Origin of the sequence: Streptococcus orisratti DSM 15617 (genome assembly GCF_000380105.1) — a bacterium.
GTDB lineage: Bacteria > Bacillota > Bacilli > Lactobacillales > Streptococcaceae > Streptococcus > Streptococcus orisratti.
Window position 1 is genome coordinate 18,389 of the sequence record NZ_KB904468.1, and the last position, 15,947, is coordinate 34,335.

The following is a 15,947-nucleotide window of genomic DNA, read 5'->3' on the forward strand; positions in this document are numbered from 1 at the left end:
ATCAAGGTTCATAACCTCAATTACTTCATCGTAGGGAAGAGTAGTACATCACGGATGGTTGTAGTATCTGTGAGAAGCATCACCAAGCGGTCAATACCGATTCCAAGTCCACCTGTTGGTGGCATACCGTATTCAAGGGCTTCAACATAGTCATAGTCAATGCCAGTTGCTTCGTCATCACCAAGTTCTTTAGCAGCTGCTTGAGCTTTGAAACGCTCCAACTGATCAATTGGATCATTTAACTCAGAATAAGCATTTCCGTATTCTTTGGTCATGATGAAGAGTTCGAAACGGTCTGTAAAACGAGGGTCATCTGCATTTTTCTTAGCCAGTGGTGAAACTTCAACAGGGTGTCCGTAAACAAAGGTTGGTTGGATTAGCGTTTCTTCCACAAATTCTTCAAAGAAGGCATTGATGATGTGACCTACCGTGTTAAAATGTTTTTCAAGTGGAACATTCTTTTCCTTGGCAATAGTTTGTGCTTCTTCAAGCGACATAGCCTGCCAGAAGTCAACACCAGTCACTTCCTTAATAGCATCAACCATATGAATACGTTTGAAAGGCTCGTTAATCTTGATCTCAGTGTCTTGATAGGTAATTGATCCTTCGCCATGTACAGCTTTGGCTGCTTGCTGAATGATTCCCTCTGTAATATTCATGATATCTTGGAAATCTGCATAGGCTTGATACAACTCAATCATAGTAAATTCTGGATTATGAGTGGCATCCATACCTTCATTACGGAAAATGCGACCAATTTCATAGACACGTTCCATCCCACCAACGATAAGGCGTTTTAAGTGAAGTTCCAAGGCGATACGAAGTACCATGTCCATATCTTGAGCATTATGGTGAGTAATGAAAGGTTTTGCCGCAGCACCACCAGCTTCATTGTGAAGGACAGGTGTTTCAACTTCGAGGAAGCCAAGTCCATCAAGGTAACGGCGGATTTCTGAGATGATTTTTGAACGGGTCACAAATCGGTCAAAGCTTTCGCGATTTGAAATCAAGTCTAGGTAGCGTTTGCGGTAGATGGTTTCAACGTCTGTCAGTCCGTGGAATTTTTCAGGGAGCGGACGAAGAGCTTTTGATAAGTGTGTAATGTGAGTAGCTTTGATAGAAAGTTCACCCATGTCAGTACGCATGATTTCGCCTTCTACCCCAAGAAAGTCCCCAAGGTCAGCTTTTTTGAAAATTTCGTAATTGTCTTCCCCAACAGCGTCTTTGCGGACGTATATTTGGATTTGACCATCACGGTCTTGAAGGTGGGCAAAGCCAACCTTACCTTTACCACGTTTAGTCATGAGACGACCTGCGATAGTAGCAGTCTCATTGATTTCGTGCAGTTCTTCTTTTGTCTTGTCAGCGTAGGTTTCTTTTAATTGACCAGAGGTAGCGGTACGTTCGAAACGTTTACCAAAAGGATCAATTCCTTGGTCAGCTAAAGCCGTCATCTTTTCACGACGGACAATCTGTTGGTCATTTAATTCTTCGATATGTTCGTTTGACATGTTTTCCTCCAAATAATATTCCCTCCTATTCTACCATAAAAACAAGTGTTTAGGGATAAAATAGATAAGGAAATTTTTATTTTTAGTGATAAATTTGAGAGGTTTAACTCTTCTTTGTGTTTAATTCAGGCAAGGGCTTTTATCTGAATTGTGTATGAGGATAGAGAAAATGGCAACCTTACTTTGTTAACAGAAAAGAGGGATCAATTCTGGGACATTTTATTAATGAAAACTTTGTAGATGTTGTACCCAGTCATCCTCGGTTGATAACGTTACTTTTTTGGCTCTAAATTGAAAAAATATTCCAAACACGGTATAATGATAGTCGTATTGAAAAATTTGGAGAAAAAGGAAAATCATGATTACTTCGATTGTTTTTGATGTGGATGATACCATCTATGACCAGCAGGCACCCTATCGGATTGCCGTGGAAAAATGTTTCCCTGATTTTGATATAACCCATATCAATCAAGCATACATTCGTTTTCGACATTATTCTGATGTTGGATTTCCACGTGTGATGGCCGGTGATTGGACTACAGAGTATTTTCGTTTCTGGCGCTGCAAGGAAACCTTGTTAGAGTTTGGTTACCGTGAAATTGATGAGGCAATGGGTATTCATTTTCAAAAAGTTTATGAAAATGAACTTGAAAACATTACCATGTTGGACGAGATGCGAATGACCCTTAATTTCTTAAAATCAAAAGGTGTTCCTATGGGGATTATTACTAACGGTCCAACAGAACATCAATTGAAGAAAGTTAAGAAACTGGGGCTTTACGATTATGTTGATCCCAAGCGTGTTCTCGTCAGTCAGGCAACGGGTTTTCAAAAGCCAGAGAAAGAAATCTTTAACTTGGCAGCTGAACAATTTGATATGAATCCTGCAACAACGCTCTACGTTGGTGATTCTTACGATAATGATATCATGGGAGCTTTTAATGGTGGCTGGCATTCTATGTGGTTCAACCACCGAGGCCGTAGCCTTAAACCTGGCATTAAACCAGTTTATGATGTTGCCATCGATAACTTTGAACAGCTTTTTGGAGCTGTCAAGGTTCTCTTTGATTTACCTGACAACAAATTCATCTTTGATGTCAATGACAAGAAGAATCCTATTTTAGAAATGGGCATTAACAATGGTCTCATGATGGCTGCAGAACGCTTGTTAGAAAGCAATATGAGTATTGATAAGGTTGTGATTTTACTGCGCTTAACGAAACAACAGGAAAAAGTGCTACGCTTAAAATACAGCCGTTGAACTGGTAATTAGAAGCCGTGTAGATAACCTCTGCAGGGCTTTTTTTGGTATAATAGTACTATTGATTTCTAAGGAAAGGCTAGCACATGAAATTACTCTATACAGATATAAACTATAACATGACTGAAATTTTGGTCAATGAAGCTGCACAGGCCGCTAAAGCAGGTAAGCGTATTTTTTACATTGCACCAAATTCGCTGTCATTTGAAAAGGAGCGAGCGGTTTTGCAGGCTTTGCCTGAACAGGCTTCCTTTGCCATCACTATCACACGTTTTGCGCAGATGGCTCGCTATTTTGTGCTTAATGCTCCCAATCAGAAAGATAGCCTAGATGATAACGGTCTGGCTATGGTCTTTTATCGTGCCTTGGCTAGTCTGTCTGATACGGATTTGAAAGTTTTTGGTCGTCTGAAACAGGATAGCCAATTCATCAATCAGTTGGTGGATTTGTACAAGGAATTAAAGTCAGCTAATTTGACGGTGATGGAACTGACAGAATTAAGTACACCTGAGAAGCAAGGAGACCTGCTGACTATTTTTTTAGCAGTTGAAGATATTTTGCGAGGCGGCAATTATGACAATCAGAGCAAGGTCGCTTTCTTTGCGAGTCAGGTGGCTTCTGGACAATTAGACGCTGAATTAGCAAATTTGGTTGTTGTTGTTGACGGTTTTACGCGATTTTCCGCCGAAGAGGAAAATCTAGTCAGTCTGCTGCATGAGCATGGGGCGGAAGTGATTATCGGTACCTATGTCAGTAAAAAAGCCTACAAAGCGAGCTTCACGGCTGGAAATGTCTATCAAGCTGGGCTTGATTTTCTGAGAAGTTTGGCCAGTCGCTTTGAGGTTAAACCAAACTATGCGGTTTCAGAAGAAGTTGGTTTAGAAGCCTTTGCTAAGCTATCGCAGCTCTTTGAAGCTAAACATGATTTCACGACGACAGACCTAGTGCTAACTGAGGCAGACAAGCGGCACTATGCCATCTGGGATGTCATCAACCAGAAGGAAGAAGTGGAGCATGTGGCCAGGGCCATTCGTCAGAAACTTTATGAAGGTTATCGTTATAAGGATATTTTGGTTTTGTTGGGCGATGTGGAGTCATATAAGCTACAGGTTGGCAAGATTTTTGATAAGTATGAGATTCCTTATTATTTTGGAAAGGCAGAAAGCATGAGTGCTCATCCTCTGGTGCAGTTTGTGGATTCACTAGAGCGGATTAAGCGCTACAATTTTCGTACGGAAGATGTCATGAATCTGTTCAAATCAGGCCTTTATGGCAAGGTTAACCAAGACCAATTGGACAAATTTGAACAATATGTGACCTATGCCGATATTAAAGGGCAAAGCAAGTTCTTCAAGGATTTCACGGTCAATAATGGCAAATATTCTCTGAAGCATCTTAACGTTCTGCGAACAAACTTACTGACCCCATTGCAGGATTTAGTTAAAGCACGTAAGCAATTGGGCTCTAGTCTCTTGAATAAGTTCATGACTTTCTTGGAAGCTATTGCATTATCGGAAAATATGGCAGAGCTAGCAGATGGTTTATCTGAGATTGACCAAGAGAAGCAAGAGCAGGTTTGGCGGACATTTACAGGAATTTTGCAGCAATTTCAAACTATCTTTGGGAACCAAAAAATGACCTTGGACGAGTGTCTGTCCTTACTACGTTCAGGCATGATGGCAGCAGAATACCGTATGGTGCCAGCGACAGTTGATGTTGTAACTGTCAAGGCCTATGACTTGGTTGAACCACATACCAATAAATTTGTCTTTGCGCTAGGGATGACTCAGTCGAATTTTCCAAAGATTGCACAAAATCGCAGCTTAATTTCGGATGAGGAACGTATCAAGGTCAATGAAGCGACAGCTGATGGATGTCATTTTGACATTCCAACACGTGATAATCTCAAGAAAAATCATTTTGCAGCGCTATCGCTCTTCAACTCAGCTACAGAAGAACTGGTTTTAAGCCTTCCGCAAATTCTCAACGAGGCCCAAGACAATACCTCTAGCTATTTACTGGAACTGCAGGCTTTGGGTGTGCCAGTTCTAGTTAAGGGTCGTAATTATCATTCAACTAGACCAGAAGACATTGGCAATTATAAAGCCCTCTTGTCACGCGTAGTTGAGATTAACCGCTCTGCTATTGCCCAAGAATTGGAAATGTCCAAGAACGAGCAGACCTTTTGGTCGGTGGCAGTTCGCTATCTGCGTAAAAAGCTAGCGCAAGAAGGCGTGGAGGTCCCACAAATCAATGACAATATGGTAACCAAGACGGTTGCTAGCGAAGTCATGGCGGCACGCTTTCCAGTCAATGAACCGATCAGCCTGTCCTCTTCTGCTGTGACGACTTTTTACAATAACCAGTACCTCTACTTTTTACAGTATGTGCTAGGCTTGCAAGAGCAGGAGAGTATCCATCCCGATGCTAGAAATCATGGAACTTACTTACATCGTGTTTTTGAGTTGGTCATGAAGGATGAGTCAGAGGAGACTTTTGACTATAAGCTGGCGCAAGCTATTCAAATGACAAATAGGGAGCAGACTTTCCAAAATATTTACGAAGAAGACGAAGAGAGTCGCTATACCTTGGGCGTATTGGAAGATATTGCCCGTAGCACTGCAACCATCTTACGTCAGAACAGTCAGATTGTGGTGGAAAGTGAGGAGGAGACTTTTGAGCTTATGTTGGATAATGCCGTGCGTATCAAGGGGATTATTGATCGCATTGACCGTATGACAGATGGTAGTCTTGGAATTGTTGACTACAAATCCAGCAAGAACACTTTTGATATTCAGAAATTTTATAATGGTCTTAGTCCGCAGTTAGTCACCTATATGGAAGCCTTGCGTGATAAACGGCAACTGTCTGAACAGGATAAGATTTTTGGTGCGATGTACCTGCACATGCAGGAGCCTAGAACTGACCTAGCAAGGGTAAAGACTTTAGATAAAATCCCTGAGGTGCTTCATAAGGAGTTGACTTATAAGGGACTTTTCTTGGAAGATGAAAAGGAACATTTAGCCAATGGTAGTTACCATTTGACCGATTCAGTTTATAGCCGAGATGAACTAGCGATTTTACTGTCTTACAATAAGTACCTCTATGGCAATGCTGCGCAAGCTATTCGCCAAGGGAAATTCCTCATCAATCCTTACAGTGAGGATGGTAAGTCGGTGCAGGGCGAGCAGCTTAAAAGTATTACACACTTTGAAGCTGACCGTCACATGCCTTATGCTAGACAGCTTTATAAACTGCCACGAAAGGAGAAACGTCAGGGATTTTTGACCTTGATGCAATCAAAAGAAGCAACAATGGAGGAAGACAATGTTTAAACCATTTTTAACAGCTGAGCAAATTACCTCCTTGCAAATGACAGAAGCGCAATCAGATAAGAAGCAGAAGCGAACGCCTGAGCAGATTGAGGCTATTTACAGTTCTGGCACTAATATTCTGGTTTCAGCGTCAGCGGGGTCTGGGAAGACCTTTGTCATGGTTGAGCGCATTATTGACAAGATTTTACGTGGTGTGAGCATTGACCAACTCTTCATCTCAACCTTCACGGTCAAGGCAGCTGGTGAGCTAAAGGAACGTTTGGAAAAGAAAATAGCAGAGCAACTACAGTTGACGGAAAATCCTGAACTCAAGCAGTTTCTCTCTGAGCAACTAGCAGCTGTTCAGACAGCTGATATTGGAACTATGGATGCCTTCACTCAAAGGCTGGTCAGCCAGTATGGTTATCTGATTGGAGTATCACCTGCCTTTCGAATCATGACGGATAAGAGTGAGCAAGACATTCTCAAAAATGAAGTTTTCGCTGACCTTTTTACTTCTTATGCTTCGGGAAATAGTTCAGCTGTTTTTAGGAAATTAGTCAAGAATTTCGCGGGCAATCGCAAAGACGCCATCCCCTTTAGAAGTCTGGTTTACAAGATTTACGATTTTAGTCAGGCAACGGACAGTCCTCAAAAATGGCTGCAAGATAAGTTTCTCAAGGGTGCTAAGACCTATACTGATTTTTCAGCCATTCCAGACCAAGAGATTGCTGATTTTCTGACTTGTCTGCATGATACGGCTGATAGTCTGCGAGATGTGACAGATTTGCCAGACTACAAACAAGTCACTGGCAAAGGTGTACCTACAGCAGCCTATAAAAAGCATCTGATCATGATTGAAAAATTGCATGATTGGGCCTTGCATTTTGACAGCATTTATGGTCGTGAAGGTCTGAGTAAATGTGCCAACGATGTAGCTAATCTCATCCCATCTGGTGATAGTGTGACGGTGGCAGGTAGCAAGTATTCTGTTTTCAAGGCTCTTCAAGTGCGTCTGACAGGTTGGCAGCATCTGGAAACGATTTTCAAGTATCAGGAGGAAACTCTGCCTCTGTTGGAAATCTTACAAGCTTTTGTCAGGGATTTTTCTGACCAGTATTTACAAGCTAAATTGCAAGAAAATGCCTTTGAGTTTTCAGACATAGCTCATTTTGCCATTCAGATTTTAGAGGAAAATCCTGATGTCGCACAGCTTTTTCAAAACAAATACCACGAGGTCATGGTGGATGAATATCAGGATAACAACCATACTCAGGAGCGCATGCTGGAACTCTTATCAAATGGTCACAATCGCTTCATGGTGGGAGATATCAAGCAGTCTATTTACCGTTTTCGTCAGGCAGACCCGCAGATTTTCAATCAAAAATTTAAGGCCTTCCAAGAGGATCCTAGCCAAGGCAAACTCATCTTGCTCAAGGAGAATTTCCGAAGTCAGTCAGAAGTCTTGCAGACTACTAACAGCATCTTTACCCACCTTATGGATGAGGCGGTTGGTGAAATTCTTTACGATGGCACGCACCAATTAGTTGCAGGCAGTCCAGCCCAGAAAGAAGCCCATCCTGAAAATCAAACGCAGGTCTTGCTCTATGATACGGATGATTCTGAGGAATTTTCAACAGACGAAGACAGTAACCAAATTAGCCCATCTGAGGTAAGGTTAGTTGCCAAGGAAATCATTCGTCTTCATAACGAAGAAAAGGTCAAATTTGAAGACATTACGCTTTTAGTGTCTTCACGCACTCGCAATGATGGGATTTTACAAACCTTTGACCAGTACGGCATTCCGTTGGTCACTGATGGTGGTGAGCAAAATTATCTCAAGTCGGTTGAAGTCATGGTCATGCTAGACACTCTGCGCGCCATTGACAATCCACTCAACGATTATGCACTAGTAGCTCTCTTACGATCGCCCATGTTTAACTTTGATGAGGATGAACTGGCTCGTCTGGCTCTTCAAAATACTCAGGGTTATCACAAGCAAAATCTCTACGAGAAACTGCAAAATGCGCGTGTTGAAAAGGGTGAGCATAAGAAACTTATGACAGTAAATTTGACCGCTAAGTTGGAAGCTTTCTTTGAAAACTTTTTGGATTGGCGGAGTTTTGCTAAAATGCATTCGCTCTACGATCTGATTTGGAAAATCTACAATGATAAGTTCTACTATGATTACGTGGGAGCTCTACCGCGAGCTGAACAACGTCAGGCTAATTTATATGCGCTAGCCTTACGCGCCAACAATTACGAAAAGACTGGGTTTAAAGGTCTATCTCGTTTTATTGGCATGATTGATAAGATTTTAGAAAATCAGAACGACCTTGCTGATGTCGAAGTAGCCCTTCCCAAGAATGCTGTTAGCCTCATGACCATTCATAAGTCCAAAGGGTTGGAGTTCAAGTACGTTTTTGTCCTCAATATTGATAAAAAATTTAGCATTCAGGATATGACCTCCCCCCTGATTTTGTCGCGTGAAAATGGTGTCGGTATTAAATATGTGGCAGATTTGAAGGAAGAGTTGGGAGAGAAACTGCTGCCTTCGGTCAAAGTCAGCATGGACACTCTTCCTTATCAGCTCAACAAGCGGGAACTGCGCACAGCCACTTTGTCTGAACAAATGCGTCTTCTCTATGTTGCTATGACAAGGGCTGAAAAGAAACTTTATCTTGTTGGAAAAGGAAGCTCTGCGAAAATAGCAGACAAGTATAGCGGTAAGTCAGAGCGTAACCACTTGCCGATAGCAGAGCGAGAGAATTTTATGACTTTCCAAGACTGGATTTTAGCTATTCAAGAAGCCTATAGCGCTGAGGAGTTGTATTTTAAAACTAGCTTTGTCACTGATGCTGATCTGACAGAAGATAAGATTGGGCAAATTAAACAGGAGCAGTTCTATGACCCGGATGACCTCAAGGATAATCGTCAGTCAGACGACATTGCGCGTGCGCTAGATATGCTGGGGGCCGTTGACCGCATCAATGCAACCTACAAAGCTGCCAGCCAGCTACCGACCGTTCGTACCCCAAGTCAAATCAAGAAGTTTTACGAGCCTATCATAGGGACAGATGGGGTAGATGTCATGGAGAAGTCCTACCAAGCCAATCCAAAGTTTGATCTCCCTGACTTCAGCAAGAAGAAACCTGTCTCAGCTACTGAGATAGGTTCAGCAGTTCACGAGCTTATGCAACGTCTGCGCCTGTCCCAAAAGGTTGCAAGTTCAGACATTGAGGCAGCCTTATCTGAGCTATCAGTCAGTGATGAAGTGAAGGCTCGCATTCAAACGGAGAAAATTTTGACTTTCTTTGAAGAAACCCCTCTGGGGCATCTTATCCAAGAAAAGGCAGATAAGGTTCACCGCGAGGCTCCGTTTGCCATGCTCAAGGAAGATCCTGAAAGCAAGGAAAAATTTGTCGTGCGTGGGATTATCGATGGCTACATCTTACTTGATGACCGCATCGTCCTCTTTGATTACAAGACCGATAAATTCACTAATCCAGAAGATATCAAGCAGCGTTACGCAGGTCAAATGTCACTCTATGCCGAAGCCCTCAGCAAATCCTACAACATCCAGAATGTGGAAAAACACCTTATTTTATTGGGAGGTGAAAGCTTAAAAATCATCACCTTGTAAATGATATGAAAACGGAAGACAAGCGTTATGAAAACGCTTGTCTTGTTTTATATAAAGGTGTAGAATAAAGGAGTGAGAAAAATAAGGAGTCAAAAATATGACAAATGGAAAAATTTTAGGTTTGGATATCGGGATTGCATCTGTAGGAGTTGGTGTTATTGAAGCTGATACAGGAAAAGTTGTCCATGCAAGTTCTCGATTATTTCCATCAGCTAATGCGGATAACAATGCAGAGCGTCGAGGTTTTCGTGGTGGAAGGCGCTTGATTCGTCGTAAGAAGCACCGTATGAAACGTGTGAAAGATTTATTTGAAGAATATAAACTAGAGACACGATTTAACAATCTAAATTTAAACCCATATGAGCTAAGGGTTAGAGGACTGACAGAGAAGCTGGCACCTGAGGAACTGTTTGCTGCATTGAAAAATCTCAGTAAGCATCGGGGGATATCTTATCTTGATGATGCAGAAGATGATAATGCAAGTGCTAAAACTAACTATGCTAAATCTGTTTTAGCTAATAAAGAGCTTCTAAAAACAAGAACACCAGGACAAATTCAATGGGAACGCTTTGAAAAATATGGTCAGATACGTGGAGATTTTGACATTGTGACACCTGAGGGAGAGCAACAGCGGATTATCAATGTCTTTTCAACGACAGATTATAAAAAAGAAGCAGAGCAAATCTTGGAGACACAAGCACTCTATTATCCTCAAATTAGTTCAGAATTTATTGAGGATTTTATTACTATTTTAACCTCAAAAAGAAAATATTATCATGGCCCAGGAAATGAAAAATCTCGGACGGACTATGGACGCTATCGCACGGATGGTACAACGCTTGATAATATTTTTGATATTTTAGTTGGAAAATGTGGTATCTATCCAGATGAGTACCGTGCAGCAAAGGCTTCCTATACTGCACAAGAATTCAATTTTTTAAATGATTTGAATAATTTGACACTTCCTACAGAGACCAAGCGTTTAAGCACTGATCAGAAAAAAGACCTAGTCAGATTTGCAACTACTGCTGCAACTTTAGGACCTGACAAATTACTAAAAGAAATTGCTAGGATGGTTGGATGCTCCAAAGATGATATCAAAGGCTATCGTATTGACAATAAAGAAAAACCAGATTTGCATACTTTTGAAGCTTATCGAGCGATGACCAAATTAAATACCTTTGATGTAGCTACCTTCTCTAGAGAAATGATAGATGAGCTAGCACGTATTTTAACTCTAAATACAGACAGAGAAGGAATTGAAGAGGCTATCGTAAACGATTTTCCCAATCTATTTTCTAGGGAACAAATTGATGAATTGATTCAGTTTAGAAAATCAAAAAGCCAGCTATTTGGAAAAGGTTGGCATAGCTTCTCACTGAAATTAATGTCAGAACTTATTCCTGAGTTATATGCTACTAGTGAAGAACAGATGACCATTTTGACGAGATTAAATAAAATGTCTCCCGAGCGAAAAGTCACTCTTCGAACCAAGTACATCAATGAGCAGGATGCTACAGAGGAGATTTATAATCCTGTTGTTGCTAAATCTGTTCGACAAGCTATTAAAATCATCAATGAATGTATCAAAAAGTGGGGAGAATTTGATCAGATCGTTATTGAAATGCCACGTGATAAAAATGAAGATGATGAGAAGAAGCGAATTGCGGATGGGCAAAAAGCTAATGCTAAGGAAAAGGCGAGTGCCACAGAGTTTGCAGCATCTCTTTACAATGGGAAAAAAGAACTGCCAGATGAGGTCTTTCATGGGCACAAGCAGTTAGCTACTAAGATTCGTTTATGGTATCAGCAAGACGGAAAATGTTTATACACTGGTCAAGATATCTCTATTCATGATTTAATTCATAATCAAAATCAATATGAAATTGATCATATTATGCCTTTATCCTTATCGTTTGATGATAGTCTGAGCAATAAGGTTTTAGTTTTAGCAACCGCAAACCAAGAAAAAGGGCAGCAAACGCCTTATCAGGCTATTCCAAAGATGAAGTCAGCCTGGTCTTATAGGGAATTTAAAGCCTTTGTTTTGGATTGTAAGAGGTTAAGTAAGAAGAAACGTGAGTATTTATTAACAGAAGAAGATATTGATAAAATTGAGGTCAGACGAAAATTTATTGCACGTAACTTGGTTGATACACGCTATGCTTCGCGGGTAGTGCTAACTACCTTACAAGATGCTTTAGAAGTAATGAATAAAGAGACCAAAGTTTCAGTAGTTCGTGGTCAATTTACCTCACAATTGCGCAGACAGTGGAAAATTGATAAAACACGAGATACCTATCATCATCATGCTATTGATGCTCTTATTATTGCGGCTTCTAGTCAGTTAAAATTGTGGAAAAAACAAGATAATCCGATGTTTGAAGAGTATGAGCAAGGTCAAAAGATCAATTTGGAAACAGGTGAGATTTTATCAGATGACGACTACAAGAAATTAGTCTTCCAATCACCTTATCAAGGCTTTGTTCACACGATTTCTTCAAAATCATTTGAGGATGAGATTCTCTTTTCTTATCAGATAGATTCTAAGGTCAACCGAAAAATCTCGGATGCAACGATTTATGCGACAAGACAAGCGCAATTATCAAGAGATAGGAAAAAAGAAACCTATGTTTTAGGTAAAATTAAAGATATCTATAGCCAGACGGGTTATGATGCCTTCCGTAAACGATATGATAAAGATAAGACAGTATTTTTAATGTATCAGAAGGATCCTTTGACTTGGGAAAAGGTTATTGAAGTGATTCTACGTGATTACAAAGAGTTTGACGATAAGGGGAAAGAAGTCGGCAATCCTTTTGAAAGATATCGGCAACAAAATGGCTTAATGACTAAGTATAGTCGTAAAAACAAAGGAACCCCGATTAAGGCATTGAAATATTATGATAATAAACTTGGAAACCATGTTGATGTCACACCAGATGACAGTAAGAATCCTGTGGTTTTACAATCTATAAACCCTTGGAGAGCAGACTTATACTTTAATCCTAAAACTGCTAAATACGAATTATTAGGACTGAAGTACGCTGACTTAAGTTTTGAAAAAGGAACAGGAAATTATACCATCTCTCAAGAAAAATACGATGAAATCAAGAAAAGAGAAGGTATTTCTGCAGAATCAGAATTTAAGTTTACTCTTTATAAAAACGACCTATTATTAATAAAAGATATTGAAAATGGCGAGGAACAAGTATTTAGATTTTTGTCACGTACCATGCCAAATCAAAAACATTATGTTGAGTTAAAACCCTATGATAAGGCTAAATTTGATGGTGGGCAATCTTTACTTACTGTTTTAGGAACAGTTGCCAAAGGAGGTCAGTGTCTAAAAAGTTTGAACAAAGTTGGTATTTCCATCTACAAAGTTAAAACCGATGTTCTTGGTTATCAGCACTTTATCAAAAAAGAAGGAAATCAGCCTAAACTGAGCTTTGAAAATAGTATTAAACGACATAAAAATAAATGATAAAAGGGGTTGCAATATTTTTGTAAACGCTATATAATAGATAGTGCAAGGGACGCCTTGCACAGTTACTTAAATCTTGCAGAGCCTACAAAGATAAGGCTTTATGCCGAAATCAAGCACCCCGTTTATACGAGGTGCTTTTCGTTTTAAATAAAAGGAGAGACTTATGACTTGGAGAGTTGTACATGTTAATCAAAGTGAAAAGATGCGTTTAAAATTGGATAATCTTCTTGTGATTAAACAGGGTGAGGAGTACACCATTCCCTTAAGTGATATCTCACTAATAGTAGCAGAAGGAGGAGATACAGTTGTCACTCTTCGTCTGCTAAGTTCTCTTAGTAAGTACAACATTGCTTTAGTGGTGTGTGATAATGAGCACTTGCCAACAGGAATCTATCATGCTCAAAATGGGCATTTTAGGGCCTATAAAAAACTCCAAGCTCAGATGACTTGGACGAAAGAGCAAAAAGATAGACTTTGGCAAATTGTTACTTACTATAAAATAAACAATCAACAAGATGTACTGTCAATGTTTGAAAAAAATATAGAAGCTATCCAATTATTATCAGAATATAAAGAGTCCATTGAATTGGGGGATGTCACTAACCGTGAAGGGCATGCAGCAAAAGTTTACTTTAATGAGTTATTTGGAAAAAGTTTTTCACGAGAAACGCAAAAAGAAACGGATGTGATTAATGCAGGTCTTAACTATGGTTATGCTATTATGCGAGCTCAGTTAGCGCGAATTGTTTCTGGTTATGGGCTCAATCCTCTTTTAGGCATCTTCCATAAAAATGAATACAACCAGTTTAATTTGGTTGATGATTTAATGGAACCTTTTCGGCAAATTGTCGATATCTGGGTTTATCAAAAATTGCGAGAACAAGATTATTTAAAATATGAGTATCGATTAGGACTAACAGCTTTACTAAATGTTAGGATTCGATATGGCAATGAGATGTGCACAGTGACGGGGGCTATGGATAAGTACGTTAAAGGATTCATCAAGTGTATCGAGGATAAGGATGGCAGTAAATTTTATTGTCCGATCGTATCAAGTTTAGAGATGGAGTGATAAGATGAGGTACCAAGCTATGCGATTATTATGTTTTTTTGATTTACCTACAGAAACACCGCAAGATAAGCGAGTTTATCGTCAATTCCGTAAAGAATTACTGGCTAATGGGTTTGAGATGTTGCAATTTTCTGTTTATTATCGTACCTGCCCTAATAGGAGTTTTGCCAATAAATTTTATAAACGCCTAAAAATGAGTGTCCTACCTGCTGGTAATGTCAGGCTTTTAGCGGTAACTGAAAAACAGTTTTCAGAAATGGTCCTAATTGTAGGCGGCAAGACCAAGCAAGAAGAAGTCGTGAGTGATCATAAGTTGGTGATAATATGAAATTAAAATTTTCACATCCCTATAAAGAAAATCTTGAGATCAATGTTGGACAATTTACTCAAATCACTGGACAAAACCAACAGTTAAAGTATTATATCTGGCAATTATTGAAATGGTATTTTGATGGAAAACGGTACTCTGCGGAGGATTTAAGTTTATACCATCAAGTTGAACCAGAGGTATTCAGTGAGAAAATGGTATTAAAGAGAGACTATTTTAAATTTATCTCTATATCTACGGTAGAGGATCTTGTCCAAGAGATGGCTTATAAGAAAGGAACTGTTAGTTTTGAATTTATGAAGCGTCACTTAGACAGTATGGGTATCACTCAAGATTTAGATGATATCAACCATAAGTTAATTAACGTAGCATTGAAGTTAAATGAACGATTAGATTTAAGTTGCCATCAGGCGAGGTATGGTGTCGAAAGTCTAGATTTTACTGCAGAACAATTGTTATCAAAAAGCTTCAAGCCTTGTTTTTATCTAAAGGGACAACAGATTGCTTTTGAGTTTGTCGATAATGAAGAGAAGTTATTGTTTTTTCTTAACATGCTAGAAGAACATTTAAAAGAGTATTCTGAAAGGATATTGTTAGTATTAAAAAATCTGGATGACTATCTTGATTACACAGCTTTTAATCGTATTTGCCAAAAGTTGGAAGCATTGTGCTATCTATACCCTCAATTTTATGTTATCAATTTTCCTTCTAGTGAAGGCTACCTCTACGTTAATCGTGATAACATAGAATATATTAACATTATTTCAGATTATGTAGAACACCTCTATGAGTTTGATTTTCTCTATCAACGGGTTATTCAACAGTATCCCACCAATCAAACCCCATCTGAAGAAGAATTAATGGTTTCTCTCCGAAAAATTGGTAGCTATCTTTTTAGTCAAGTTATAGCTCATATCAGCCTATCTATAAAAGATATGGTAGTTTTGAAAATACTCAATCACCTTTATCAATATAACCATTTTGGTGACTATATGGTGACTCAACCTAACCCTTTGGAGCTGAAATTTTTACAAGACAAGTCCTAGTTTTATGCTATAATAAAAGAGGTACAAAAACAAGAATGACGATTTGAGGTTTTTGTACTCTCAAGATTTAAGTAACTGTAAAACATTGGTCAATTGGAGCTATCATCATGCCATGTTTTTGTACTCTCAAGATTTAAGTAACTGTAAAACAATGATATATTTTTCACATCTTTTTTTCTAGTTTTTGTACTCTCAAGATTTAAGTAACTGTAAAACTTATTAGCTTTAAAAACACCACCCAAAGTAGTTTTTGTACTCTCAAGATTTAAGTAACTGTAAAAC

At 39.3% G+C, this 15,947-nt stretch carries 9 protein-coding genes; 7 read left to right on the plus strand and 2 right to left on the minus strand.

Annotated elements, in window-relative coordinates:
- Positions 1-20: 20 nt before the first annotated feature.
- Complete coding sequence (gene lysS, locus A3I7_RS0105905; protein ID WP_018375863.1) at positions 21-1,511, minus strand: lysine--tRNA ligase; 1,491 nt, start codon at positions 1,509-1,511, stop codon at positions 21-23.
- A gap of 358 nt (positions 1,512-1,869) precedes the next feature.
- Here lysS and A3I7_RS0105910 point away from each other — a divergent pair, with 358 nt between their 5' ends.
- From A3I7_RS0105910 to csn2-St, 7 genes are all read left to right on the plus strand, one after another.
- The gene (locus A3I7_RS0105910; RefSeq protein WP_018375864.1) at positions 1,870-2,772 is read left to right on the plus strand and encodes an HAD family hydrolase; all 903 of its coding nucleotides are present in this window, start codon (positions 1,870-1,872) and stop codon (positions 2,770-2,772) included.
- Between the two features lie 86 nt (positions 2,773-2,858).
- On the plus strand, positions 2,859-6,107 hold the full coding sequence (rexB, locus tag A3I7_RS0105915; RefSeq protein ID WP_018375865.1) for an ATP-dependent nuclease subunit B: 3,249 nt from the start codon (positions 2,859-2,861) through the stop codon (positions 6,105-6,107).
- Positions 6,100-9,729 (plus strand): helicase-exonuclease AddAB subunit AddA, encoded by a 3,630-nt coding sequence (gene addA / locus A3I7_RS0105920; RefSeq protein ID WP_018375866.1) that lies wholly within the window; start codon positions 6,100-6,102, stop codon positions 9,727-9,729. Before rexB ends, addA begins: the two co-directional genes overlap by 8 nt.
- A gap of 97 nt (positions 9,730-9,826) precedes the next feature.
- Positions 9,827-13,216 (plus strand): type II CRISPR RNA-guided endonuclease Cas9, encoded by a 3,390-nt coding sequence (gene cas9 / locus A3I7_RS0105925; protein ID WP_018375867.1) that lies wholly within the window; start codon positions 9,827-9,829, stop codon positions 13,214-13,216.
- A 166-nt stretch (positions 13,217-13,382) separates the two neighbouring features.
- The gene (gene cas1 / locus A3I7_RS0105930; protein ID WP_018375868.1) at positions 13,383-14,291 is read left to right on the plus strand and encodes a type II CRISPR-associated endonuclease Cas1; all 909 of its coding nucleotides are present in this window, start codon (positions 13,383-13,385) and stop codon (positions 14,289-14,291) included.
- Positions 14,292-14,295: 4 nt separating this feature from the next.
- Positions 14,296-14,619 (plus strand): CRISPR-associated endonuclease Cas2, encoded by a 324-nt coding sequence (gene cas2, locus A3I7_RS0105935; RefSeq protein WP_018375869.1) that lies wholly within the window; start codon positions 14,296-14,298, stop codon positions 14,617-14,619.
- Positions 14,616-15,665, plus strand: a complete 1,050-nt coding sequence (gene csn2-St / locus A3I7_RS0105940) for a CRISPR-associated protein Csn2-St (protein ID WP_018375870.1) — start codon at positions 14,616-14,618, stop codon at positions 15,663-15,665. The genes cas2 and csn2-St overlap by 4 nt, the downstream gene beginning before the upstream one ends.
- Before the next feature lie 89 nt (positions 15,666-15,754).
- Here csn2-St and A3I7_RS14360 read toward each other — a convergent pair.
- Positions 15,755-15,947: hypothetical protein (locus tag A3I7_RS14360; protein WP_211207761.1), on the minus strand; the 193-nt coding region annotated here is incomplete at its 5' end.